This window comes from Microcoleus sp. Z1_B2 (genome assembly GCF_036700325.1).
Taxonomy (GTDB): Bacteria; Cyanobacteriota; Cyanobacteriia; order Cyanobacteriales; family Microcoleaceae; genus Microcoleus.
This window is the reverse complement of sequence record NZ_JAUBOQ010000066.1, coordinates 1-24,061: the sequence shown is the minus strand read 5'-3', so window position 1 is coordinate 24,061 and position 24,061 is coordinate 1. Positions and strand designations below refer to the sequence as shown.

The following is a 24,061-nucleotide window of genomic DNA, read 5'->3' as shown; positions in this document are numbered from 1 at the left end:
GAGTTATACAAAAATGATACTTCAGTATAACCCATTTTCCGATCATCCTACTTTTTCCAACTCTTGCCGACAAACTCAGCCAAAAGCGACTTTTCTAGACAAAATTGAGCTGTGAAACAACCCACTTTATCAGACTGACAAATTATTGGTTCTGAAACAACATAGTAAATGTCAAGGCTATCGATGAGAACAGGAGTAATAATTATGCCTTTACCGACAACCGAGCAACAGTGGGATTTACAAAGTGGAGATGGCTGGCAATTTGATGATAATTACAGTAGGGGGGGTAAGCTTACTGGTATTAAAGAAGCCTCACCAGAAGTAAAACAAATCTCTAGGGAATTGTCTCAAAAACTGGTTGGATTCTCCGCCCCAATGAGTGCGGGTTATGCCTACGAATACAGCGGTGCTAATGGCAATCCCTACAATGGTAATAATGTCTCCCACGCTGGGATTGATTATGCAGTTGGTGCGAACATAAATGTCTCAGCGGTAGTTCCGGGAAAAATCATTAATGTTGTATCTTATGGTGCAACTGGGCAATTTGTGACTGTAGAAGGTAATGATGGAAAGCGCTGGATATATGGTCACATCCAAACCAGCAAGAAAGCTGGAGATTCTGTGAATATTGGAGATCCGATCGTCGGTACAGTCAAAAACCAAGGTGGGAACACTCATCTCCACATAGAGGTTCAAACTGCACCTTTTGATTCCAGTATTATTGGTGGAATTCCCTATCAAACAAAAGGAAGTCGGAATTTTGTTCTCAACAATACAATGAGTCCACTTCAAGCCTACTCGGAGTGGAAAAATGGTGGTAACAATGGTGGCGGTGTTCCTGTAAACACAAAAAGGGGCACAGAAGGAAACGATCGCATTAGTGGAGGAGCCGGCAACGATACTTTAATCGGTTTGGGTGGCAATGATACCCTGTACGGCGAAGCTGGCAATGATTCCCTCATTGGCGGCAATGGAAATGATTACCTTGACGGCTATGCCAGTTATGTCAGTCGCGAATTTGACACTTTAACGGGTGGAGCTGGTGCAGATACTTTTGTACTTGGCAATGCACGACAAGGAGTTTTATATCAAGGTGACGGTAATGCAATTATTACAGATTATTCAAGTCGAGACGACTACATCCAACTCAAAGGAAGCGCTAACGACTATCAGTTAATCCGTCAGGGTTCTGATACCGTAATTTCCTTGAAAAACGCAGATAGGATTGGTATTGTTCAGGGGATAACAGACTTGAGCTTAAATGCCCGACCCGGAAGAGTTGATTTCAAATTTGTATGAGGTTGAGTTTTTTGATTTTTTCTCACCATTAATCTGGAAGGTAAAAGAGCGATAGCCCAATATTTCCTACAAGCGGTCGCTTTATTTCAATCATCTTAAATCCTTAGCAATTTAGCTCGGATTTTTTACAAGCTTAAATAGAGGTTCGTTTATTAGGAGGACTGTGATGAAGCGCATAAGTAAATTGAGAGCAGCACTAGAACAATATTCTGATCGCACTCCTCAAGATGAGCGGTTATGTAAGCTAATTCTAGCAATTTGCTCGGAATCACCGGATAGTTCGCAGCGTCGAGAATTGATGGATCGATTGTTGCGGCAACTGCAACTGTTACCAAAATTGTCAAAAAGTTCTCATCCCTATTATTATGAAGCAGTTAATAAAACTTGGGAATGGTTAGAGAAGCACCTTCACGAGTTTAATCCCCGACGTTCTCCGATTCAAGCCAGTCTGACAACTTGGGTTAACGCTCATCTCAGGTATCGAATTCACGATTTACATATTACCAAAAATCAAAAAGAGCTGTCCTTAGATTTAGACGCTTTAGAACGCAGCGGATTTTACAATGATTCTTTAGATGGCTTGGAGATGGAAATCGAACGGATTGAAAAACAAGCTTTAGCTTGGAAGATAGTACAATACATCAGGCGAGATCCCGAACAAAAACTTCGGAAATGTCATCCTCGAAACCGTCCCGACTGCAACTGTCAAATTCTTGTTCAAAGATTGTTTTTGCAGCAGTCGCCAGAAAAAATAGCAGTCATCGCCCGACAGTTAAATATCAAGACACAGACTATTTACTCTTTTTGGAAAAGGACGGGATTGTCCAAACTCCAAGGAATTGGCCGACACATTGCTCAAAAAAATTCTGATTTTATGTCGGGCTGATTGCTGATTGTCTGAATCTGGCGCCCTTTATACGCCAGATTTAGAAAGGATCTCGCCCTTCATTGAATTTGGTTTTTTCATAATCTACCAACACAAGGATAACCACAATGTCAGCAGAACAAACTAATCCAATGCGATTTAAGGGTGTTGCCAGCGATGGACTTTTCAAAGGCAAAGTCATTGAGGGCAAACTCGATATCAAAGTCAACGTCGAGTCGGTTACAGATCAACCCAAAGAAGAACCGAAGCCGGCACCTTTTGGTTGGGAGACAATTTTATTCGCGGTGTTTTTTTTGTTAGTTCTTAATCAAGCAGCAGGCGACCCCGGAGGCATGAGAAAATACCAAATTCCGCAAAGGTCTTCTCACCATCAGATTTTACCACAATAGGGAGAACAGGCATCAGCCAATCGCAATTATATCCATCTCCCTGAGTGTGAGGTGGATGTAAAACCTCGATTCCCGGTAGTTTGTGTAAAGTTATGCTACAAAGACTGAAACTTTGCATAAAAACTAAAACTTACTCCAGATAAATAAGTAGCGATGGAAGTTCAGCGAGTTAACCCCACACTCTTTGTGAAGTTATATTACAAAACGCATAAAAACTCCGACGCACTTCAGATAGATAAATATCAGCCCACAGTTATCCAATTAATTAAGGTGCATCATGTCTAATATATCGATCGGCAATCTGAACGACAACTATATCTCTATCGACTTCGCAGGTAAAACTGACCCCACAGACACCTATCGTTTTAATCGGCTGAATACAGGCAGCTTTCGAGTTACGGCTGAAGGATTTAGTTCCATTGTCGGGATGCAACTCCTCGACAGCCAGGGAAAAGTCGTCAAAGACATCGAAACCAACGGCACAAATTCGGGGACTTTTAGCATCGATAATTTGGGTGCAACCAATTATGCACTCAAAATTTCTGCACCTTCGGGCGATACAAATTATCAAGTTAGTTTAACCCCAGATGGCAAAGTTGACCCGCTGACAGGTTTAGGGGTTGACTCCGGCTTTTTCGCTACAGATTCAACGGGACAAGTTGGCTTTGACTGGCTGCACGACGGCGGCAATTATAAAGGTGAAGTTGCCATTTTTAGCGTGGTGGGAATGGAGAAATTTACCCCTGGTTCTCAGGAATTTATCAAAGAAGCAGCAAGACGATCCCTGACCAATTCTACCTTTGGTCACGTAGTAATTTCTGACCCCACAGAAGGTGCAAATCCACTATTTAATGGCAGTTTAGGAGAGGGAAATTATAACGAAGGGCAGTACAGCGGCGCGAAAACATTTCCGATGAAACCGGGAGAGGCTTTTGCGGTGATGCTGGTGCCAAATGGTACGGTGCAAGATGTGTTTAAGAATCCCGGTGCCGGCGGTGACAAACGCCCGCTGCTATCATTATCTAGCACTAATCCAGATGATGCTTGGTTGTACGGTCAAGTAGCAGATGTCACTGGCAATGGCAAGGCATTTGCGATGGAAGATCAGCGCGTCGATCAGGGTTCAGATAAAGATTATAACGATTTGGTTTTCAATTTAACAGGTGCGACGGGCAAAGCAGTGTCGATCGACAAAGTTATCGATCCAAGTAAGGATTGGACTAAACTCGATGGCGGCAAGGAATTGATCGATTATGTCAAATCAAAGCAGCCGGTGGTGGAACCGCCTGTAGCTGTAACGCCACCAATTGATCCAAAACCACCTGTGGCTGTCGCGCCTCCTGTGGAAACGCCACCGATTGATCCAAAACCGCCGGTTGCTGTCGCGCCTCCTGTGGAAACGCCACCGATTGAGACAACGCCACCTGTGGAGACAAAACCACCTGTGGCTGTCGCGCCACCGATTGAGACAACGCCGCCTGTGGAAACGCTGCCTGTGGCAACGCCGCCTGTTGCGACAACGCCACCTGTTGCAACGCTGCCGACCCCTCCAACACCACCGGTGCAACCGCCTACGATCGCCCAGGAACCGCCTCTAGTTGGACTTGAGCCGATCGACGATATGTCGCAGCCGATCGACCCTGAACCGCCGATTGAAACCGTATTACCGATTAGTTCGCCCCCAGAAAATCGCGCCTTTATCGGCATCATCGATACTGGGTTTGCGCCGAACAATCCCGATTTGGATTACTCTAAAGTGACTATGGGGCGCGATCGCATTGACAAAGACAGCAATCCTTTGTTTACTGCTGGCACTGGTAACGAACACGGCACATTTAGCTGGGGTTTAGTGAGTGCAATTGGTGGCAACGACAAAGGCATTGATGGCTACAACGATAAAGCCAATGTGTATCTAAGTCGGGCAATTGGTTCTGGGGAATGGGATTTAGCTTTAACTGATTTTGTGAGTGAGGCGAAAGCACAAAAGAAGAAGAATGCGATCGCACTTCTTCCCCTCGATTTAACTCAAAAGAATGCTGATGGCAGCATTACCACTCGTTACGAATTTACACCCAGAGAACGTGCCGCTTTAGAAAATGCGCGTCAGAATGGAGTGCTGTTAGTTGTTGCGGCTGGGAATGACGGCGGGGTGATGTCGGTTTTGGGTCAATCTTCCCAGGAGTTTGAGAATATTCTCACGGTTGGTTCATCTGATGGATTTGGGCGATCGGATTATTCCAGCTATGGCTACGGTTTGGATATTTTAGTGCCCGGAGGTGCGATCGACAATCCGACTTTATCGACTGTTGGCGATGATTTAGGCACGATGGCGGGAACTTCTGTTGCCGCGGCCAAAGCGGCGGGGATGGCGTCTAAGGTTTGGGAGAGTAATCCCGATTTGAATCCTACCCAAGTGATTGACGTTTTGACTGGAAGTGCGATCGATTTGAAGGCGCCCGGATGGGATGAGGAAACGGGTTTTGGGGTGGTGAATTTGAATAAAGCTGTGCAAGTGGCGAAGGAAACAGCGCCGCAAGCTTATATTCCGACACCTTTCTCGAATCCGACAACTTGGGGTTTAGATGGACAAGTTAGCCCCTGGGAACGAGCCGTTAATTTGAGTGGTGTGACGGATGGGGGTAAAATTGCTGTTCAGATTAACGGTGGTGTTAATATTCGTCCCACTGCTGATACTTCCAGTGCTGCTGTCGGTAAAGTCAGTCCTGGGACACAATTAGAATTTGACTACCAGACTCAAGGTGAATTAATCAACGATCCTAATGGTGAAGGTAGCAGTGATGTCTGGTATCACCTCGCTGATGGTAGCGGTTTTGTATCTGGTTTGTACGTCACCAATGTCCAAGATATCCCCTCTACACCGCCCATTGACAATCCGGTGCAGCCGCCGATTGACAATCCAGTACAACCGCCGATTGACAATCCCGTACAACCGCCAATTGACAATCCCGTACAGCCACCAATTGACAATCCCGTGCAGCCTGCGCCTAATTCAATTTCTCTCAACGGGTACACAATTGGTGGCACTTTCTATCCTGTTTTCCAGAATTCTCAAAGTACGCTGGGCAATCCGATTTCAGGTGTCATCAACTATAATGGTGCGAGCTATCAGCTATTTGAGAATGGATCGATCGTCAGCAGTGCAAATGGAACATTCCCGCTTTACGGAGGCATCCGTCAGGCCTTCTTGAATACAGGTGGATTGGAGGGCTGGTTGGGTGCTCCGAAGAGTGGGGAAAAGAGTCTGGGGAATGGGAATCTAATTCAATACTTTGACAAGGGCTACATCTACTGGAATGGCGCTAAGGCGACGGCTTACAAAGAAGGTACTGGTTTGCCATCTATATCTGTTCCGCCTAATCAGCCGATCTCTGGCAAAGGTAACACAATTCGCACGGGTGCTAGTGACCCAATGTATCTAAATCAAATCGGCTACCCTTTCTTTTCAGATGATCAAGTGGATCGGATCGATAACTTAAATAAGGATGCGGATGATAATGATGAACTAAAAAGGATTCCTGAAGCCAAAAGTTTAATGGAATACTTGGGAGGAGTAAAAGCTACAAATGATGTCTACAATACAGGAATGCCATTTACTAGCGGATACCTTGATATATTTCGGGGATCAAATAGCTATTACCACGTTGGGTTTGATATCCCCTTTCCAGAAAATACAGAAATTAAGGCTTTAGTGGGGGGTAAAGTAATCTTTTTTGAAAAAGGCGGGGAAAATGCTGTAGCTATTCACAACAATGAACTCGGCAAAACTTTTGTTTACCTACATATGAAAGATATTCAAGTAACAAAAGGCCAGAATGTTTCCGCTGGAACTCGCATTGGGAAGGTATCTAATGTAGGTACAAAGGGTGTCCATCTTCATTTTGATGTTCAAGATGATGCTGAATTAGCAGTATTACAACCTGACAATGAAAACCAAGGTAAAAACAAGCCGTATACTTTGCAAAAATTTACTGACGATCAAAAAGAGTTTTATGCTTTTCCAGCCAGTATTTATCCCAATCTCAAAGATAGACAAGAGGTTCAGAAAAGGACGTATAACCCACTAAATGCTTTCATGGAAGCTAAAGTAAATGGACTCCTTGAAGGTCAATCGAGGTCTGTTAGCGTGAAAAGTGATCCCTTAACTGGTAAAGATGTAGTAGTAGTATCAGTTTCTTAATGGCTACAATAAACGAGCGATCGCCCTTTCTCATCCTGATTCAGAAAGGATCTCGCCCATCATTCATCAAAAGAGCGAGATCCCTTCTTACATCCGCGTTAATCTGCGTCCATCTGCGGTAAAAAAAGATTGATCGCCCTTTCTCACCCATATTCAAAAAAGCGATCGCTATTTGGAATGAATTCGCGAGATCCTTTTTTGCGGTTCATTAAAAGAGCGATCGCTTCTACTTGTAGGATGGAATAACCGCTTGCATCTGGCAATTTCCATGACCAACCCCATCCAGCAAGAAGCCCGCCAAATTCTCGACACTCTCGCCTTTACCCCCTTCGATCGGTGCCATCCCCTCAGCCACGACTTCGACACAATTCCTGCTAGAGTTGGTTTGTACGCATTTCGACATCGCATTCAAGGATTACTCTACATCGGCAAAGCCAAAAACCTCCGCGATCGACTGCGAGGCGGTCACAAAGCCTTCCTGTGGGGCTGGCTCGATCGCTACGATCCAGATGATGTAAGGATCGCCTTTGTTACCCTCAACCAATGGCAAAAACCAGGGTTATTATATGAATTAGAAACCCTCATCCTTCAAGCTACAAATCCTCCCTACAACGTTAAAATCCCCAGAGAACAATGACTCAGACCCTCAAGATCCAACACTTACCACCAGAAGCTATTCATTCGCTGATGACTCATTTGCCTGACTATGTGAAAGTCGCCCTGATGGAAAAAGCTACGCAGCTAGAATGCTCTCTCGAAGCTGCGATCGAAATGGCGATCGCTAGTTTTCTAGACTCAGAAGCTTTCAGCTTTGAAGATTGCCTATTATCGCAACGTCTTAAGGAATCAGAATTGGTAGAATTTCCCCAAAAGAAATAGGGTGCGATCGCCCGTTTTATAATCAAAATGGCGATCGCTCCTACCAGTGCTCATGCACCCCATCCAAAACCCAACTTCCCTGAACTATGTCATCAGGTAACATCCTAACAGTCACAGATGTTCTCAATTTCCTTGTCAGTGGAATCGATAAAACTACCCTCGAAACAGAACTTACTGCTTCGGGTTGGATATTCACTCCAGCTAGAGGTGGTTCAAAAAGCGGTGCAGGTACAATTTGGACAAGCCCAGACACTCAATACAGTGTCAGAATTATGACTCAACCTGATGGTTCATCCTATGCTCGTGTTTACAATGGCCCAGGAGGAGGTGCACCCGCAGAACAACCCCTAAACGCATCAGGAAAACCTGGAAGTCGTGGAGACACCCACTTTATTCTGCTCCCTTAATCCCATTTATTCGTCAGATTATGAACTTTCAACAAATTTGGCAACAATACGATTTTACCGAATCAGAATTGCTATCGATGGGGTGGCAATTTCCCTATGATTATGTCCTCAATCTCAACTACTATTGGCAGATCAATTCAACTAATTCTACTTCTGAAGTTGCTACAAATGACCAATTTTTAAACATTATCCTCAAAACCTGCATTCGACTTGATGTACAACTCAACCCAAATCCCGATCAGTTAAATCAAAAGCCTGCGAACCTCGGTACAATCGTCGGCTGGGAGCAAGTTACTCCCTCTCCTTGGTTAGAAAATCTATCCCTTTCTCCTAATGAGTGGCTGCATCTGTTATTTGAAATTGGTGGAAATAATAAAATTGAAGCTGTTTGTCGATCGCTAGTTGTCGAACAATTGGTCAAACAACCCTTAGCACTCAGTTCATAAAAGGAGATAAATACAGCGTTTTCCCATTTTTGGCGTTTGTGCCAATTGTTTAAAGGTTTCTTCGGCCGCGACAAGAAAACGATCGGAAGCATCCATATTATCTTCCGCCATGTAAGTGGCTAATTCAATCAAATCGCCGATAACTTGCGGACGTTTTTGGATCGAGGTCATTTTTCTCCCTGCAACCCCTGATTCTGGGAAATACGCGATCGCACAGCTTGACGAATCTCCATCCAATCTTCCTCCGTCATCGCGGTAGGATTTCCAGATTCCAAACCCTCTAATAACATCGCTTCCAAACGTTCAGAAGCTTTGCGTTTTTGGTCTTGGCGAATTAACTCACGGAAATATTCGCTAGCTGTACTATAACCACCTTGGGCTACCTGTTCTTCTATATAAGTTCGCATTGAGTCAGGCAGAGAAATATTCATACTTGTCATGGGTATTACTTACCTCATTTAACTCATTATCTTATTATGGCAGATTTTGCCATTTTTTGTCAATTTTCTCACAACCAGTAATTTTTTAAGAGAATGGGGAAACGCGATCGCCATTTCTCAGTCAGGTTCAGAAGGGCGATCGCCCATCATTCATCAATCATGGCGAGATCCCTTCCTGCATCCGCGTTAATCTGCGTCCATCTGCGGTTAAAAAAGAGCGAGATCCCTTTCTCTGTCACATTCAGAAAGGATCTCGCTTCTGCTAAATTTATGATATAATTACCCATCATTTACAGCTAGACTTGCCCACTTCTTTTGATATAAAGGAGTAAAGCCCGTGAAAATAGAAGAATTACTGCAAAGAAAAGGGATTATTCACCGCGATCCAGAAATTATGAGCGGTGTCCCCGTATTTGTCGGCAGCCGCGTCCCCTTAAAGACTTTTTTCGACTACCTCGAAGGTGAAAGCGGTTTCGCAGAATTTATTAATGATTTTCCTTACCTAGAAAGTCAGGCAATTAAAGTGCTAGAAAATCTCACTAAAATGATGCTCTCGCTAGAAAATCCTTCAAATGCTTATACTGCTTGATGAAAATCTCTTGAGTCAAAAACTCAAGCAACCTTTCTTAGACGAGGGTCATTCAATCAGCAATGTGTATGACATGGGGTGGAGAGGGCTAAAAGACCGGGAAATTCTGGAGAGATCGGAGAATCATCCTTTTGATGTTTTTATCACTGCTGATAAAAATCTTCCCTATCAACAAAATCTCGCAAGTCGTGTTATTACAATTGTGGTGTTAGATTCTAGCAGTACGAGGCCCGACCATCTGGTACCTTTGATGAGACAAGTTAGCACTATGATATCGTCGCTGCCAGCAGGTTCGGCAGTTCGCATTAATGATGCTGGGGATGTTGTTTCCATTAGTCCTTGAGCGAGAGCCCTTCTTACATCCGCGTTAATCTGCGTTAATCTGCGGTTAAAAAAGAGCGAGATCCCTTTCTCAGCCAGATTCAGAAAGGATCTCGCCCATAATTCCTTCTTTAAAAAGTTGAAAAATTACAAAGCAAACACGATTCTGAGAGCTAGATCGATTTTTACGATCACCTCTGGTTCAAGTTCACCTCGGATATCTACCCCACGAGAACTATAATCAATAGGGCGCGTTTGCAAACAATCAGCAATAGATTTTTTTGTTAATCCATTTCTTTGAGACGGTTCAATCTCTACATTACTTTTAATCTTGGCTTTTTTTTCACTCCAAGCAGTAATTGGAACAACCTGGATTACAGGAACTCGCTCATTATAAGTATTGTTGGTCACAACAACACAAGGTCTAATTTTACCCGTTTCAGAACCCTTTGTTGGATCGAGATTAACTTCAATAATTAAACCGCGTTTCAATTTTATAACTTCAGCCATTCTTCTAAACCTAATTCCGTCAATTCTTGCAAGTCTGTATCTTCCTTATAGATTTCTGCATAGAGAGCAGCGGATTCTTCCAATCGCTCCGCTTCTAATGCTAATTCCAGGCGTTTAATTGCGATTCTTACTACTTCATTTGCGTCTTTAAATCCATACTTTTGACAACTTTGGAGAAATTTTATCTGAGATTCATCCAGTTCAAATGTTTGCTCTTTCATCATAGTAAAAATTCTGGAAAGCTTTGGTGTATTACTCTTGAAAACTAGGATTAAATAAACTGCCACTTTAATGATAACATACATTTCCCAAAATTCCTAAATACCAGTCGATCGCTCTTAATCTGTCTCATCAACATTATCCAAGATATCTTCGATGTCCCGTGCCCCGTGAATCACGCGCAAAATTTCTACCTCTGAGTCTATGAAACGGTAGAAAATCAGATATCTTCTAAAACCTTTAATAGCTTGTTGTCGCACATCGATTAAATTAGGATGAAAAATTGACAGCGTTTTCCCATTTTTGGCGTTTGTGCTAATTGTTTAAATGTTTCTTCGGCCGCGACAAGAAAGCGATCGGAAGCATCCATATTATCTTCCGCCATGTAAGTGGCTAATTCAATCAAATCGCCGATAACTTGCGGACGTTTTTGGATCGAGGTCTTTTTTATTCCTGCAACCCCTGCTGCTGGGAAATACGCGATCGCACAGCTTGACGAATCTCCATCCAATTTTCCTCCGTCATCGCGGTAGGATTTCCCGATTCCAAACCCTCTAATAACATCGCTTCCAAACGTTCTGAAGCTTTGCGTTTTTGGTCTTGGCGAATTAACTCACGAAAATACTCGCTAGCTGTACTATAACACCCTTGGGCTACCTGTTCTTCTATATAAGTTCGCATTGAGTCAGGCAGAGAAATATTCATGCTTGTCACTGGTATTACTTACCTCATTTAACTCGTTATCTTATTATGGCAGATTTTGCCATTTTATGTTAAGTCTCACAACCAGTAATTTTTTAAGAAGAAATTGGGAAGATCGATCGCCCTTTCTCATCCTGATTCAGAAAGGATCTCGCTCATCATTCATCAATCATGGCGATCGCCCGTTTTATAATCAAAATGGCGATCGCTCAAAATCTTTCCCATTCACAACCAATGAATCCCGCCGCACAAAAACTTCCAGATTTGACAGGACAAACCTTATCAGAAGCGATCGCCATACTGGAGAGTTACGGCTTCCAATTTCAAACCAGCACAAAAGGTGGCTATCAAACCTTTGAACATCCAGACGGCAGTATCATTCATATTAGACCAAATGGTGAAATAGTCCGTACAGGGCCTCATATACGGGGGACGGAGGGCAAAACTTACCGTCGTAGATACAATAGAGATGGAAATCAAATAAAATTTGAACCAGGGGCTAAGACACATAATACCGGAGAAAAAGTGATTCTATGACAACCGATCTCGCACTCAACCTCAAAACCTTTTTAGAAGACTTAAAAAGTGCCGATTTAGTAGGAGTTTCACTCCGCCCTCAAAATCTTGGCTTGCGTTTAGACTTCACCTTTGGGCCCGAAGTGGGAGATGTAGCGATCGAGTTCGATCGCATTCTTCACCTAGTGATTTCTCGTCCCCTCAATTCCGATGATGAAAATTACTGTTTTTGGGTAGGAGAAGTCGAACTCAGAAAGCTTGAAAAAAATGCTGAAACTTTCTTATCTTCCCTGTCCTATCCTTTCAATTTTCCGGCTAATTTAGATTTATCTGCTTTGAGTCATTTTCGGTTGGAAGGGGATATTTTTATTGAAATAATTTGCGAACACTATAAGATTTTTCAGGAAGTTAAAAATTAACTCCTATTTTTTAAGCTTTATGAATCACAAGAGCGAGATCCCTTCCTGCATCTGCGTTAATCTGCGTCCATCTGCGGTTAAAAAAGAGCGAGATCCCTTTCTAATAATTCAGAAGGGCGATCGCCCAGGCCGACCAAAACCAGTACACTACCATCAAAGCCAAATCTCTCAGCGGTATAGCAGCGCTGTACCGAGAACCGGGAGAATTTGACCAAGCCCTGCAGCACCATGCAGAAGCAATCGAAATACTCGATCGAGCCAGCGCTAAATTAGACCGAGCCGAAGCTTGCTATCAACTAGCACTAACAGAACAAAAACTTGGTAACATCGAGAAAACTCAAGAAAATTTTGACCGCGCCCTTCAACTGTTCAGCGAAATGGACGCCAGCAAACAAGTAGAAAAAGTACAGTTAGCTGCGACCCAAAAAACTGAAAAAATACCTAATTAATTCAGAAATAAATCAGAAAATAGATACAATAAACGAAAGAACAACCATAAACTTTGTAGATATGAAACTAAAACGATTGGGACACGTAGCCGTCTGCGTGCAAGACATAGAGAAGTCTGCTGAATTCTACCGCAACTTGGGTATGGAGTTAGTCTGGAAAGATGCAGACTGGGCTTATTTGAAAGCAGGAGAGGACGGATTGGCGCTGTTGAGTCCGAGTTACGACCAAGCAGGGCCGCATTTTGGGTTTGTATTTGACGATCGCACCGAAATGGAATCCGCCTACGAACAACTCAAAGCCGATGGTGTTTCCGTCACCCACATCCACGAACACCGCGACGGTACTGCATCCTTTTACGGCAGAGATCCAGATGGGAACGGCTTCGAGTACCTTTACGAACCGGCCTGACGATTCTAGGGCTTACGAATCAAAACCCAAGAAACCGGGTTTTTAGCGGTTTCTGCGAGTTGCAGTGCGTCTTCTCGACAAAAACCCGGTTTCTGACCACGTGCGATCGCAAAATAAACTAAGTAACCGCACAGAAAAAAATAGAATACCCAGATACCCGGCGCAAGCGTTCCTTCTTCCGTTCCCGGAACATCCCTACAACTCCCCGAATAATCTGAGGTACTCACACCGAGGCTTCTCAAGTAAGGTGCAGGCTGTGAATCCAAAATATATCCACAACTTCCGAAAATCGGCTCGATAATCTAAAATCTAAAATCTAAAATCTAAAATCCTCATGTTGCAGAGAATACAAGTCAGAAACCGCTGGAAATCAATTTTCAAACCCTGGGAAGAAGCAGACCCTTGGCTGTTTGGCGCTTGCATCGCCCTCACCATCTTCGGGGGAGTCATGATCCGCAGCGTCGAAATCAACCAGGGGATGATCGACTGGTGGCGGCACTGGGTAACTGGGGCAGTGGGTTTGATCCTCGCCATCATCATTTCCCGCTGCCGTTACCAAACACTGATTGAGTGGAAATGGCCGATTTACATATTAATCAATTTGTCCCTGATCGCAGTGCGGTTTATCGGTACTACAGGGCTCGGTGCCCAGCGGTGGATCAACATCGGCGGCTTTTACCTGCAACCGTCAGAATTTGCCAAAGTAGGCATGATTATCACTTTAGCAGCTCTCCTGCACGACAAGACTGTCCCCACGGTGGGTCATATGTTGAGGATGCTGGCGATTATGGCTGTACCTTGGGGATTGATCTTTGCCGAACCAAATTTAGGTACTTCCTTAGTCTTCGGCGCGATCACAATGGGGATGTTTTACTGGGGAAATGTCAATCCCGGCTGGCTAATATTGCTATTCTCTCCTCTCATCTCAGTTCTCCTCAATAACCTGTATACACCGATTTGGGTAGCCTGGGTAGTTGTTGCAGGTATTATCGCTTGGCGAACCCTGCCTTGGCCCTGGTTGGGGACTTTCGGTGCTGTGTTGGTGAACGTTGTTTCTGGACAAGTCGGACAGCTTTTTTGGAATGTACTCAAGGATTATCAAAAAATGCGTCTGACAGGGTTTTTAAACCCGGAGAAAGACCCTTTAGGTAGCGGATATCACTTGATTCAATCTCGGATTGCTATTGGGGCCGGGGAACTGAAAGGCAGGGGTTTGTTTCAGGGAACGCAAACTCAGCTTAACTTTATTCCCGAACAGCATACAGACTTTATCTTTTCAGCCATTGGCGAAGAATTGGGGTTTATTGGCTGCATTTGCGTGCTGTTTGTCTTTTGGGTAATTTGTTTCAGGTTGGTGACGATCGCTCAAACTGCTAACGATAATTTTGGTTCTTTGCTGGCGATCGGCGTACTGTCAATGTTGATTTTTCAGGTATTCGTAAATATTGGGATGAACATTGGCTTGGCGCCGGTTACGGGGATTCCCCTGCCTTTCCTAAGTTACGGGAATGCGTCGCTGCTGAGTAATTTTCTCGGCCTGGGGCTGGTGGAGGCGGTGGCCAGCCAGCGACAGCGCAAGAAGCGTTGGAATTAGGTCATTGGTAATGGGTAATGAGTTTTGGGAATGCGATCGCCCTTTTGATTTCTTTCGAGAGATTCTGCGGGCGATCGTATTTTTTTTCGATCGGCCTAGGCGCATCTAAATTTTACAGTTCCTGAGCCTAGCCTTGATGACTGTCAAGTTTTATAAAGTTCTTGTGGGGTGCGCGCGAGAACCCCCCCAACAATAAAATTTAGAGTCCTAACAGCTTAAGTAGATCAACTTAATTAAACCACTCCTGACGCAAAAAATAAATGCTTTTATGCGCTATGGGTAAGCCAGTCTCTGTGCAGTCGAGGCCCTACTGAGGACGTTATTCATGCCTAAAACCCTTGCTATTATTACATCTTTTTCTCCTTCTTCCTTCTGCCTTCTTCCTGACATCCGTTATATCCGTTACAAAATTCGTTGCCGAACTTCCTTCTGCCTTCTTCCTGACATCCGTTACATCCGTTACATCCGTTACATCCCGTACATTGCTCGTTGCCGAACTTCCTTCTTCATGACATCCGTTACATCCGCTACATCCCGTACATTGCTCGTTGCCGAACTTCCTTCTTCCTGACATCCCTCGGACTGACATCCGTTACATCCGTTACATCCGCTACATAATCCGTTGCCGAACTTCCTTCGCCCCTGATTACTCGTTCATATTCTTGTAAGTAGCAACAGCAGAAGGCGAACTCCGGTTTAAATAACGGAATATCCAATACTTAAATACCGTATCCAAGATAACTGGAAACGTCGCAATGAACAAAAATATGAACTGCCTATTTTCTGGTAGTCCCAAATGCCTCGATAAACCTTCGAGAATTACTTCCCAACCGTGAGGCGAGTGGAATCCCACAAACACATCTGTAAACAAAATAATTACGAAAGCTTTCGCACTGTCGCTGAGGCCGTAAATCACATCGTCCATAAAAGACTTTAAAATCTCAATCTCTTTCTTGTTAGTGACGATAATCGCGGCAAAAGCCATGCAGGAAATCAAATCGGCAAAAATATTTTTAATGGCTCCACCACTTTCAGCGCGGTATTCCTCCGCTATTTCAACTGCTTTCGCGGCAATCATCTTTTCCGTTTCCTCTAAAGAAAGCGAGGGAGCAGTGCCTATTAACCTTTGAAAATTGAGGTGCTGCTCAAATCTCTCCAGTTCTTGAAATGCTTCTTCTTCCAGGTTAACATTTATGAAAACGGGAGCATTTTCTTGACCTCTAAAATGGTCAACTATCGGGCCGACTAGAAAGTTTTTGGAAATTTGATTCGTCAACAGCGGAACTAAAATCAAAAGCAAAATAAATCTGAGAGAAATAATTGTTTTTACTTTGGAATTGCGAAAATTCTTGACTACTTCTTTTTCAGCTCCAGGGTCTAAATCTTTAGTGATGCGATTCAAAGTCCCCAAAAGCGATCGCGGTAATAAATTTACTTCTTCATAGTTAGTGTCAACCTCACCATCGTGAATTTGAACAGAATTAGCTGAACCTTTATTTTTTGGATCGGGTGGAGAGCTGCTATTTGTAGATTTTGCCGACAAATTTACTGAACTGACAACCGGAACAATTGCCGTCGATCTACTATTATTAATATACTTGTCGATAACTCCATCAATAAACTCTAGCTTCTCAAATATAAGGGATTCTCTATCTTTCTTGTTGAGATGTAATCCGTGCTGGTGATAATCAGCGCTGTCCCCCGTTTTGGGTTTAGCCCCCACTCGCTCCGGCAGTTCCAAAAAAGAACGGCTAGCATTAAACTCAACCATTCGGGTTTGGATGACCTTGAGGTATTTTTGCAGTTCGGATTTAAAGTAAGACAGGGTGCTTTGTCCGTAATCTCCCGATCGCTCAGAGATTCCTTGACCGCCAAAATGCTCGTCTTCGATCGCCTTAATTGCTAACGCAGCATCGTAGGCTTGTTCTAGAGCTCTCTCAGGCGTTTCTCGATACCATTGGTGAAGGCTGTAGAGATATTTTACAATCCTGTTCCACGGAGAAGTATTCATAGCTAAAGCTGGTTAGTTGGCTGTAGACATTAGTGATTAAAGTATTCACGGTATGGTAACAAATTTACATAAATTGAGAACTGCCACCGAAGATTCAATTTGGATTGTCGGATCTGCCCGCAGTGGCAAAACCACTCGTTTAGTCGAGCAGTTCTGCATTTGGAGCAAAACTGTCAAGCCTCTGCCTGCAACAGTTTCAGGGCGATCGAGTTCCGGGCGGCGGCGGGCTGGACAAACTGCGCCAGCAATTTTAGTCTTAGCAGCTAACGGAGACAATCGGCTAGAATTAGCCGATCGCATCGCCGTCGCTACCGAAGGAAAATATACCTTTCACTCCACAACACCCTTCGGTTTTTTTGAGCAGGAGGTATTGTTATTTTGGCCCCTGCTAGTTCAGTCGCTGGATTTGAGGGCTCAATTTCCCCTACGGCTGCAACCTGAAACAGAACTGGAACTTGCCGCGAGACTCTGGCGTCGCGAACTAGACGAAGGCATTTTGCAAAAAACAGGGGTCAGCCCAAATCGAATGGTGCGTCGAACACTAGACTTATTACAACTTGCTGCTGTCAGCGGTACGCCGAGAGAAGAGATTCCCAGCATTCTGGAACAGGGATTTGCTGGTGAGGGCGGCTCGACCAACCTGTGGACTAGCATGGGAGAGTTGCTGGAAAGGTGGCGGGAGTGGTGCTTGACGCGGGGGCTCCTGACTTACGGGATTGTTTGCGAACTCTACTGGCGCTATTTGTTGCCGGATGTCAGTTACCAGCAGCATTTGGCCTCTAGATACCAAGCTGTGATCGCAGACGATGTTGACGATTATCCGGCGATAAGTCGCCATTTGTTCGATCGAATGCTCGACTTCGGTGCAGCGGGGGCGTTCTCCTACAATCCAGACGGAGGAGTGCGTTTGGGCTTGGGGGCGGACACGGAATACCTAGCCCAACTCGAAAGCCGCTGTCAAAGTGTGGAAAATTTGGACGCAAAAGCGGGTTTAGCCGCAGAGATTGGAGAGTTAGCGGTAAGTTTAGCAGTTAATACGGAGGGTTTTTATCCTTTAGGCTTCAGTTTGCCCGGTAAAGTTCGATCGCTCCAAACTACTTCCCGGGCTCAACTGCTGCGAGAAACTGCCGAAATCATCGTGGATGCGGTGAAGTCACAAGCCGTGGAACCGCAGGAAATCGCCGTAATTGCCCCTGGGATGGATGCGATCGCCCGTTACAGTTTAACGGAAATTCTCGCGCGAGATGGTATCGCCGCCGTATCTCTCAACGATCAGCGTCCCCTCTCGACTACCCCAGAGATTCGAGCTTTACTCACTTTGTTAGCCTTAGTTTATCCGGGACTCGGCCGTTTAGTCGATCGAGACGGCGCAGCCGAAATGCTGGTAGTGTTGGGCAGCCAGAAACACCGTTCATTGGAAACAGAAGATTCCAACTCGACGTTCAATCTAAAATCTCAAATTCACAATCAAAAATCGATCGACCAAGTGAGAGCAGGTTTAATCGCCGATCACTGTTTTTGTCCAGATATCGATCGACCTCAATTGCTGCCCATTACAGCCTTTCCCCGGTGGGACAGAGTGGGACACCGAGCAGCCAGGGCCTACGATCACATTGTCGAGTGGATCGAACAACAGCGATCGCAACAGCAGGAGCGGCTGTTGCCGAGTCCAATTGCCCTACTCGATCGAGCCATCCAGAAATTTCTCATGAACGACAGATACCTGCCCTACGATCGGCTAGCAGCCCTGCGCGAGTTAATGGAAACCGCCACCCACTACTGGGAAATCAACGGGCGAATGCAGCGCGTAGAACCAACAAACGGCGGCGACTCAGAAACGATCGCCCGGTTCATCCAGTTGTTGCGCCAAGGAACCGTCACCGCCAACCCCTTTCCAGTGCGTCCAGAAGGCCCAGCAGCCAGAGCCGTCACCCTCGCCAACATCTTCCAGTACCGCAGCAGCCGCCGCGCCCACAAATGGCACTTTTGGCTGGATGCCGGCTCGCCCCTGTGGCTGAGTGGTGGTGCGGCGACATTGTTTGGTGCTCCCTTATTTTTGCGATCGCAACTGGGGCGCCCCTGGGAAAACGAAGAGGAAACAGCGGCCGACCAACAGCGACTGCGGCGAATTCTGCTAGATTTGTTAAGTCGCTGTTCCCTGCTTTACCTGTGCCACAGCGAACTATCCGTCAGTGGACAAGAACAAACCGGGCCGCTTCTGCCCCTAATTAACAGCTCTGTTTCTTGTCAGCAGTCAGCATGAGGCATTCACTTCTGCAGGCAAAAGGCAAATCTGTATTCAGCATTCAACATTCGGAAAGAAAAAATTATGACGGCGAAGATTTTTATTTTTTCTGATTCTGGATAAATACACCGGGCTGACTCCAAGCCAGACTTCTAGGTTCTATCGAAATGGCGCGATGTTAAAGTATACCCAACCTAGGCCTCAAAACGTGCAATCATTAATATTTTGAGATCAAAAGATGCCCCGCTTAAAAAATATCTATAGCCGTGGCAGTTTTGATTTAGTATGTTAGAAATGATGGGGTTATTAATCAATTTTAAGCCAGATTGGTGGCAACAAACTGATACTAATCAGTTCTTAAAGTAAATCGGGATCGTCGTTTAAAGGAGCCAAAATAATGCCAACTGCAGTGCCATTAGTAATTATACCACCTCCCACACCAACACCAGAACCAGAACCAGAGACGCCAACACCAGAGACGCCAGAACCAGAGACGCCAGAACCAGAGACGCCAACACCAACTCCGACTCCGACTCCAACACCTCCAACACCTCCCTCCGGGGACGACACAATTGGCGACATAGACGACACAGGGGGCGGAGGCCAAGGTACCTCGCCCGGAATCATCGGCGGCGTAGTCCGCGGCACCGAAACCAACGACTCCTTAGCTGGCAGTCCCGGCCCCGACGTGATTTCCGGGCTGCAAGGCAACGACACCTTGCAAGGAGTCGGAGGCGACGATTTACTATTTGGCAACGACGATGACGACGTGCTGTTCGGCAATGAGGGCAACGACGTTCTTGATGGCGGTTCAGGACTCGATACCCTGTACGGAGGCAAAGATAACGACTCCCTCGATGGGGGAAATAACCCTGACCTGCTTTATGGCAATGACGCCAACGACACGGTAATCGGAGGCGAAGGCAGAGACACGGCTTACGGCGGCAAAGGCAGCGACAGCTTGCGTGGCGGTTCTGGCGACGATAGCTTTTTGGGCGATCGAGGCGACGACATCCTCTGGGGCGACCAAGGCAATGACTCGCTCTTCGGTGGCGACGGCGAAGACTTGGTATTTGGCAACGAAGGAGGCGACTGGCTATACGGAAACGCCGGCGGGGATACATTTTTTTCCGGCGACGGCGATGACATCGTATTCGGCGGCGACGGCGACGACATCGTGGACGGCGGTGCTGGCAATGATGTTCTTTGGGGCGAAGCAGGCAAAGACGTAGTGGCAGGAGGCGAAGGCAGAGATGTCTTCGTCATCGGCGCCTTCAGTTCCCCCAGCGGCAGCAGCGACGGCACTAACGCGGCATTTCTCACCACAGGCGGCCCCGATATCGCCGATGCCGACATTTTCACAGACTTTCGCCAAGGCGAAGATTTAATCGGGTTAACCGGCGACCTCAAGTTTGAAGATTTGGTAATCTTCCAAAGCACCGAGACCAAAGCCGGCAGTACGATTATTCGCAACGGCGTCAGCGGCGACTTTTTAGCAGTATTGCCGGGAGTAGACAGCAGAACCCTAGGGCGAAGCTCATTTGTAATTGCCCCCACAGTTCCCGGCAGCGCAACTCCACTTCCCCTACCGACGCCGACAGACAGTCCGACACCGACAGGAAGTCCGACGCCGACAGGAAGTCCGACGCCGACAGGAAGTCCGACGCCGACAGGAAGTCCGACGCCGACAGGAAGTCCGACACCGCCGACACCGCCGACACCGGACGAGCCGCTGCCGACGTTCCCGACGCCGAATTTGCCGACGCCGACAGGAAGTCCGACGCCGACAGGAAGTCCGCCGCCCATCTTTAACCAACCTCCAAGAGCAGTTAACGATAACTTCACTACGGTTGCGGGTCAAGAACTCAGTTTCAACGTTCTGTTGAACGACACTGACCAGGAACAAAGCGCTCTGACTGTCACGACTTTTGCTCCAGCAAGCAAAGGGAGCCTGGTTCCCGTGGGCGGCGGCGTATTCAAATACACCCCGAATCCGGGCTTCTCGGGTACTGACAGCTTCAGCTACTCGATCTCAGACGGCAGCGGCGGCACAAGTAAGGCGGTAGTAACCATCAACGTCAGTAGCCCGCCCCAGCTAATAATTAACGACGGTGTAGTGGTTGCCAAAAGTAATCCTATCCAGACAATCACTGCCGCCGATTTGTTAATCACAGATCCCGACAACAGCCCCTTGGAAATCGTTTACACGATTACTAAAGCCCCCGATGCTACCAGAGGTTTTGTCCAAAGGGGTAGCACGTTTCTCAACGTCGGCGGCAAATTCAGCCAAGACGATATCAACAACAACATCGTCAAATACAACTTGCTGGCAGAAGGTGGCAGCGACAGTTTCACGTTTACAGCCTCCGATGGGTCTGCAACTATCGGGCCGGCATCCTTCAGCATCACGGTGGTAGATAATATTGTCGATCGCAGCGCACTCCCGGCCAGCAGCTTTACAGGCAGCAACCTCAGCGACTTCATCGTCGGCGGGCCCGGCGACGATACCCTCGCTGGGGGCGAGGGCAACGACATCATGGACGGCAGTGGCGGCAACGACCTCCTATTCGGTGAAGCAGGCAACGACTCGCTGGTGGGTGCGATCGGCAACGACACCGTTGACGGCGGACTCGGCAACGACACCGTTGACGGCCAAGACGGCATAGACTCGCTGATCGGCGGACTGGGCAACGACCTGATGTTCGGCGGCAATGACAATGACATCCTAGGCGGCGGTGACAACAACGACACCATTGACGGCGGAACAGGCAATGACTCGATATTGGGAGAATCCGGCGAGGACTCGATACTTGGTGGCGCCGGGATTGACACCTTACTTGGTGGCATTGGCGACGACTCCCTTGACGGCGGTGCCGGCGACGACATCCTAGACGGTGGATTGGGCAGAAACTTGCTCGACGGCGGTATCAATAACGATTCCATCTTGGGCGGCGACAACGATGACACGATTTTGGGTGGAGAAGGCAACGACACGGGACTAGGAGGTTCCGGCAATGACTACGTGTTGGGCGAGGCCGGCAGCGACTCCCTCGACGGCCAAGCGGGCGACGACACTCTCGACGGCGGTGCAGGCAGCGACTGTCTCAGCGGCGCCTTCGGCAATGACTTGGTATTGGGTGGCGATGACAACGACTCGCTTTCGGGCGGTGAAGGCAATGACATTTTGGGCGGTGGCAACGGTTCTGACTTGCTCACGGGCGATGCTGGCAATGATTTCTTCTACTATGAAACTCCCAGCGAAGGCGTGGACGTGATTGCTGACTTTAACGCTAACGGCAGCGAGACCGACAGATTTTTGTTCAGGTCGTCAAATTTCGCAGGTTTAACCAACTCAGGAACTACTCTCGATTTCACCAGTTTTATCGTCAGGAATATCGGGTCTAGCGGCGACGACATTAGCAAGCAATCAGTCATTTTGTTTGAATCTAAATTTGACAACGCTCAAGCAATAAATGCAGTGTTGAAGAATCAAAACGGTTCGAGCAAAACGGGAGCTTTCTTCGTGTACCTGAACAATACTTTTAACAAGTACGTTCTCGGCTTCGACCCGAATGTGGCAGATGACAGTCTCCCAGCTTTCGATTTGGCAGTGTTGAATTCTATTCCTACAGTGCCGGGAGCGCTCAGCACCGTCATTACTGCATCTGACTTTAAGTTTATTTAGTAGTTTTGAGTAGCGTCGCAAGGAGTCGGAACAATGCCAAGTGCAGTACCACTAATTTTTCTCGAAGGGCGGCTACCCGATGAAAACGCGGATAGTTTGGATAGCGGCACGGTGCCGCAGCCTACGCCGTCGCCGGGGACGGAGCCGCCGATGATGACGGGGACGGAGCCGCCGATGATGACGGGGACGGAGCCGCCGATGATGACGGGGACGGAGCCGCCGATGATGACGGGGACGGAGCCGCCGATGGTGACGGGGACGGGCCCGGACATTTCGGTCACGCCTGTGCCGCGGCCAACTCTGACAGTTCCCACGCCTCCCCCAGAGCCACTTTTTGTCGATGGCTTAGTTGTCGCAAATGACGGCAGTAACTATTTAATCGGCAGCTTGTTCAATGACACGATTGCCGGGGGTGCCGGCGACGACACACTTTTGAGTCGGGACGGAGACGATCTACTCAGGGGCGAAGACGGTAACGATTCTCTCAACGGTGGCGCTGGTAAAGATATTGTTGAGGGCGGGCGCGGTAATGACACGGCGCGGGGCGGCAAAGACGATGACTTGGTTTCTGGCGACGAGGGCGATGACTTAGCTTTTGGCGACCTGGGCAATGATATTGTCTTGGGTTCTGAAGGTAACGACACGCTGTACGGCGGTAAAGGCAATGACTGTCTGCGCGGTGGTGGGGAGGACGACCTGATTTTTGGCGACAGGGGCAGTGACACTGTTTTTGGCGACACGGGTAACGACTGCCTGATTGGCGGCGCTGGCAATGATATTTTGTTGGGCCAGCAGGGCGGGGATGTTATCACCGGCGGTGTTGGTAACGATACTGGTGATGGCGGCGAGGGTGATGACCTGCTCTTCGGGGGCGATGGCAATGATTCTTTGTCTGGAGATGCTGGGGATGATATTCTTTCGGGCGATCGCGGGTCTGATACTCTGACAGGAGGCGACGGATCGGATATCTTTGTTCTCGGTAGGGTGGGCACGTCGCCCGGTAGCAATGGGTTTCTTACTACTGGCGGCCGCGAAATCGGCGATGCTGATGTAATTAGAGATTTTAATCCGGGAGATTCGATCGGTCTGGCTGGAGGTTTGAATTTTACAGAGTTAGAAATTTTCCAGGGCCAAGGCTCGAATTCTAGCAACACGATTATTAGGGACAGGCAAACTGGGGAATTTTTGGCGGTGTTGATTGATGTTCGATCGAACTCGCTAGATGAATCTCGGTTCACTACAGCTCAAATACCCCGCGTAGACGACAATCCTTTCACCATTGAGGGGACAACAACTAGCCCCACAACGGGGACAACAACTAGCCCCACAACGGGGACAACAACGAATCCCACAACGGGGACAACAACTAACCCCACAACGGGGACAACAACTAACCCCACAACGGGGACAACAACTAACCCCACAACGGGGACAACAACTAACCCCAC

At 47.0% G+C, this 24,061-nt stretch carries 27 protein-coding genes; 17 read left to right on the top strand and 10 right to left on the bottom strand.

Annotation, left to right across the window (positions count from 1 at the left end; all coding sequences use genetic code 11):
- Nucleotides 1–204: 204 nt before the first annotated feature.
- The 8 genes from QT984_RS27105 (at nucleotide 205) to QT984_RS27070 (ending at nucleotide 8,504) form a co-directional block, all read left to right on the top strand.
- Nucleotides 205–1,299: a peptidoglycan DD-metalloendopeptidase family protein gene (locus QT984_RS27105; RefSeq protein ID WP_333055239.1), complete on the top strand. Its 1,095-nt coding sequence runs from the start codon at nucleotides 205–207 to the stop codon at nucleotides 1,297–1,299.
- Nucleotides 1,300–1,465: 166 nt separating this feature from the next.
- The gene (locus QT984_RS27100) at nucleotides 1,466–2,185 is read left to right on the top strand and encodes a hypothetical protein (RefSeq protein WP_333055240.1); all 720 of its coding nucleotides are present in this window, start codon (nucleotides 1,466–1,468) and stop codon (nucleotides 2,183–2,185) included.
- A 107-nt stretch (nucleotides 2,186–2,292) separates the two neighbouring features.
- A complete protein-coding gene (locus QT984_RS27095) occupies nucleotides 2,293–2,574 on the top strand; it encodes a hypothetical protein (RefSeq protein ID WP_333055242.1) in 282 nt (93 codons plus the stop codon).
- Nucleotides 2,575–2,851: 277 nt separating this feature from the next.
- Nucleotides 2,852–6,772 carry a S8 family serine peptidase gene (locus tag QT984_RS27090; RefSeq protein ID WP_333375332.1) on the top strand — a complete coding sequence of 1,307 codons (3,921 nt, stop codon included), beginning with the start codon at nucleotides 2,852–2,854 and terminating at the stop codon, nucleotides 6,770–6,772.
- Nucleotides 6,773–7,040: 268 nt separating this feature from the next.
- On the top strand, nucleotides 7,041–7,409 hold the full coding sequence (locus QT984_RS27085; RefSeq protein ID WP_333106322.1) for a GIY-YIG nuclease family protein: 369 nt from the start codon (nucleotides 7,041–7,043) through the stop codon (nucleotides 7,407–7,409).
- Nucleotides 7,406–7,651, top strand: coding sequence for a hypothetical protein (locus tag QT984_RS27080; protein ID WP_333233632.1), 246 nt, complete (start codon nucleotides 7,406–7,408; stop codon nucleotides 7,649–7,651). Before QT984_RS27085 ends, QT984_RS27080 begins: the two co-directional genes overlap by 4 nt.
- A gap of 86 nt (nucleotides 7,652–7,737) precedes the next feature.
- The gene (locus QT984_RS27075) at nucleotides 7,738–8,058 is read left to right on the top strand and encodes a hypothetical protein (RefSeq protein ID WP_333375328.1); all 321 of its coding nucleotides are present in this window, start codon (nucleotides 7,738–7,740) and stop codon (nucleotides 8,056–8,058) included.
- Between the two features lie 20 nt (nucleotides 8,059–8,078).
- A complete protein-coding gene (locus QT984_RS27070; protein ID WP_333340595.1) occupies nucleotides 8,079–8,504 on the top strand; it encodes a hypothetical protein in 426 nt (141 codons plus the stop codon).
- On the opposite strand, the gene QT984_RS27065 is transcribed toward QT984_RS27070, so the two are convergent.
- Entirely contained in the window at nucleotides 8,499–8,675 is a 177-nt protein-coding gene (locus QT984_RS27065) for a type II toxin-antitoxin system RelE/ParE family toxin (protein WP_333313780.1), read from the bottom strand. The genes QT984_RS27070 and QT984_RS27065 overlap by 6 nt on opposite strands.
- Nucleotides 8,672–8,944: a type II toxin-antitoxin system ParD family antitoxin gene (locus QT984_RS27060; RefSeq protein WP_333055252.1), complete on the bottom strand. Its 273-nt coding sequence runs from the start codon at nucleotides 8,942–8,944 to the stop codon at nucleotides 8,672–8,674. The genes QT984_RS27065 and QT984_RS27060 overlap by 4 nt, the downstream gene beginning before the upstream one ends.
- 337 nt (nucleotides 8,945–9,281) lie before the next feature.
- Between QT984_RS27060 and QT984_RS27055 the strand changes: the two genes are divergently transcribed.
- Both QT984_RS27055 and QT984_RS27050 read left to right on the top strand, forming a co-directional pair.
- Complete coding sequence (locus QT984_RS27055) at nucleotides 9,282–9,533, top strand: DUF433 domain-containing protein (RefSeq protein WP_332957339.1); 252 nt, start codon at nucleotides 9,282–9,284, stop codon at nucleotides 9,531–9,533.
- Complete coding sequence (locus tag QT984_RS27050; RefSeq protein WP_333150042.1) at nucleotides 9,517–9,876, top strand: DUF5615 family PIN-like protein; 360 nt, start codon at nucleotides 9,517–9,519, stop codon at nucleotides 9,874–9,876. Before QT984_RS27055 ends, QT984_RS27050 begins: the two co-directional genes overlap by 17 nt.
- A 125-nt stretch (nucleotides 9,877–10,001) precedes the next feature.
- On the opposite strand, the gene QT984_RS27045 is transcribed toward QT984_RS27050, so the two are convergent.
- Genes QT984_RS27045 through QT984_RS27025 form a run of 5 tightly spaced genes read right to left on the bottom strand, consistent with a single transcriptional unit; the run spans nucleotide 10,002 to nucleotide 11,288 of the window.
- A complete protein-coding gene (locus QT984_RS27045; protein ID WP_333055256.1) occupies nucleotides 10,002–10,364 on the bottom strand; it encodes a type II toxin-antitoxin system PemK/MazF family toxin in 363 nt (120 codons plus the stop codon).
- On the bottom strand, nucleotides 10,349–10,669 hold the full coding sequence (locus QT984_RS27040; RefSeq protein ID WP_333055258.1) for a hypothetical protein: 321 nt from the start codon (nucleotides 10,667–10,669) through the stop codon (nucleotides 10,349–10,351). Before QT984_RS27040 ends, QT984_RS27045 begins: the two co-directional genes overlap by 16 nt.
- A 33-nt stretch (nucleotides 10,670–10,702) precedes the next feature.
- On the bottom strand, nucleotides 10,703–10,843 hold the full coding sequence (locus tag QT984_RS27035) for a hypothetical protein (protein WP_333273791.1): 141 nt from the start codon (nucleotides 10,841–10,843) through the stop codon (nucleotides 10,703–10,705).
- A 5-nt stretch (nucleotides 10,844–10,848) separates the two neighbouring features.
- On the bottom strand, nucleotides 10,849–10,989 hold the full coding sequence (locus QT984_RS27030; protein WP_333375323.1) for a type II toxin-antitoxin system RelE/ParE family toxin: 141 nt from the start codon (nucleotides 10,987–10,989) through the stop codon (nucleotides 10,849–10,851).
- A 41-nt stretch (nucleotides 10,990–11,030) separates the two neighbouring features.
- Entirely contained in the window at nucleotides 11,031–11,288 is a 258-nt protein-coding gene (locus QT984_RS27025) for a type II toxin-antitoxin system ParD family antitoxin (RefSeq protein ID WP_333209574.1), read from the bottom strand.
- Nucleotides 11,289–11,456: 168 nt separating this feature from the next.
- Here QT984_RS27025 and QT984_RS27020 point away from each other — a divergent pair, with 168 nt between their 5' ends.
- The 3 genes from QT984_RS27020 (at nucleotide 11,457) to QT984_RS27005 (ending at nucleotide 13,078) form a co-directional block, all read left to right on the top strand.
- Nucleotides 11,457–11,822: a PASTA domain-containing protein gene (locus QT984_RS27020; RefSeq protein WP_333055262.1), complete on the top strand. Its 366-nt coding sequence runs from the start codon at nucleotides 11,457–11,459 to the stop codon at nucleotides 11,820–11,822.
- Nucleotides 11,819–12,220, top strand: coding sequence for a hypothetical protein (locus tag QT984_RS27015; protein WP_333209576.1), 402 nt, complete (start codon nucleotides 11,819–11,821; stop codon nucleotides 12,218–12,220). The genes QT984_RS27020 and QT984_RS27015 overlap by 4 nt, the downstream gene beginning before the upstream one ends.
- Nucleotides 12,221–12,730: 510 nt before the next feature.
- Nucleotides 12,731–13,078, top strand: coding sequence for a VOC family protein (locus QT984_RS27005; protein WP_190661613.1), 348 nt, complete (start codon nucleotides 12,731–12,733; stop codon nucleotides 13,076–13,078).
- Nucleotides 13,079–13,083: 5 nt separating this feature from the next.
- Here the strand turns inward: QT984_RS27005 and QT984_RS27000 are convergent, their stop codons facing one another.
- The gene (locus tag QT984_RS27000; RefSeq protein WP_333233637.1) at nucleotides 13,084–13,305 is read right to left on the bottom strand and encodes a hypothetical protein; all 222 of its coding nucleotides are present in this window, start codon (nucleotides 13,303–13,305) and stop codon (nucleotides 13,084–13,086) included.
- Between the two features lie 107 nt (nucleotides 13,306–13,412).
- Here QT984_RS27000 and rodA point away from each other — a divergent pair, with 107 nt between their 5' ends.
- Nucleotides 13,413–14,672 (top strand): rod shape-determining protein RodA, encoded by a 1,260-nt coding sequence (gene rodA, locus QT984_RS26995; RefSeq protein WP_333055266.1) that lies wholly within the window; start codon nucleotides 13,413–13,415, stop codon nucleotides 14,670–14,672.
- A gap of 319 nt (nucleotides 14,673–14,991) precedes the next feature.
- Here the strand turns inward: rodA and QT984_RS26990 are convergent, their stop codons facing one another.
- Together QT984_RS26990 and QT984_RS26985 are read right to left on the bottom strand one after the other, a co-directional pair.
- Nucleotides 14,992–15,261 carry a hypothetical protein gene (locus tag QT984_RS26990; RefSeq protein ID WP_333055268.1) on the bottom strand — a complete coding sequence of 90 codons (270 nt, stop codon included), beginning with the start codon at nucleotides 15,259–15,261 and terminating at the stop codon, nucleotides 14,992–14,994.
- A 57-nt stretch (nucleotides 15,262–15,318) separates the two neighbouring features.
- A complete protein-coding gene (locus tag QT984_RS26985) occupies nucleotides 15,319–16,683 on the bottom strand; it encodes a proton extrusion protein PcxA (protein WP_333055269.1) in 1,365 nt (454 codons plus the stop codon).
- 52 nt (nucleotides 16,684–16,735) lie between these two features.
- On the opposite strand from QT984_RS26985, the gene QT984_RS26980 reads away from it, so the two are divergent.
- From QT984_RS26980 to QT984_RS26970, 3 genes are all read left to right on the top strand, one after another.
- Entirely contained in the window at nucleotides 16,736–18,946 is a 2,211-nt protein-coding gene (locus tag QT984_RS26980; protein WP_333313785.1) for a recombinase family protein, read from the top strand.
- Nucleotides 18,947–19,325: 379 nt separating this feature from the next.
- On the top strand, nucleotides 19,326–22,613 hold the full coding sequence (locus tag QT984_RS26975) for an Ig-like domain-containing protein (RefSeq protein WP_333209583.1): 3,288 nt from the start codon (nucleotides 19,326–19,328) through the stop codon (nucleotides 22,611–22,613).
- A gap of 33 nt (nucleotides 22,614–22,646) precedes the next feature.
- A partial coding sequence (locus QT984_RS26970) for a calcium-binding protein (protein WP_333055275.1) occupies nucleotides 22,647–24,061 on the top strand: 1,415 nt, incomplete at its 3' end.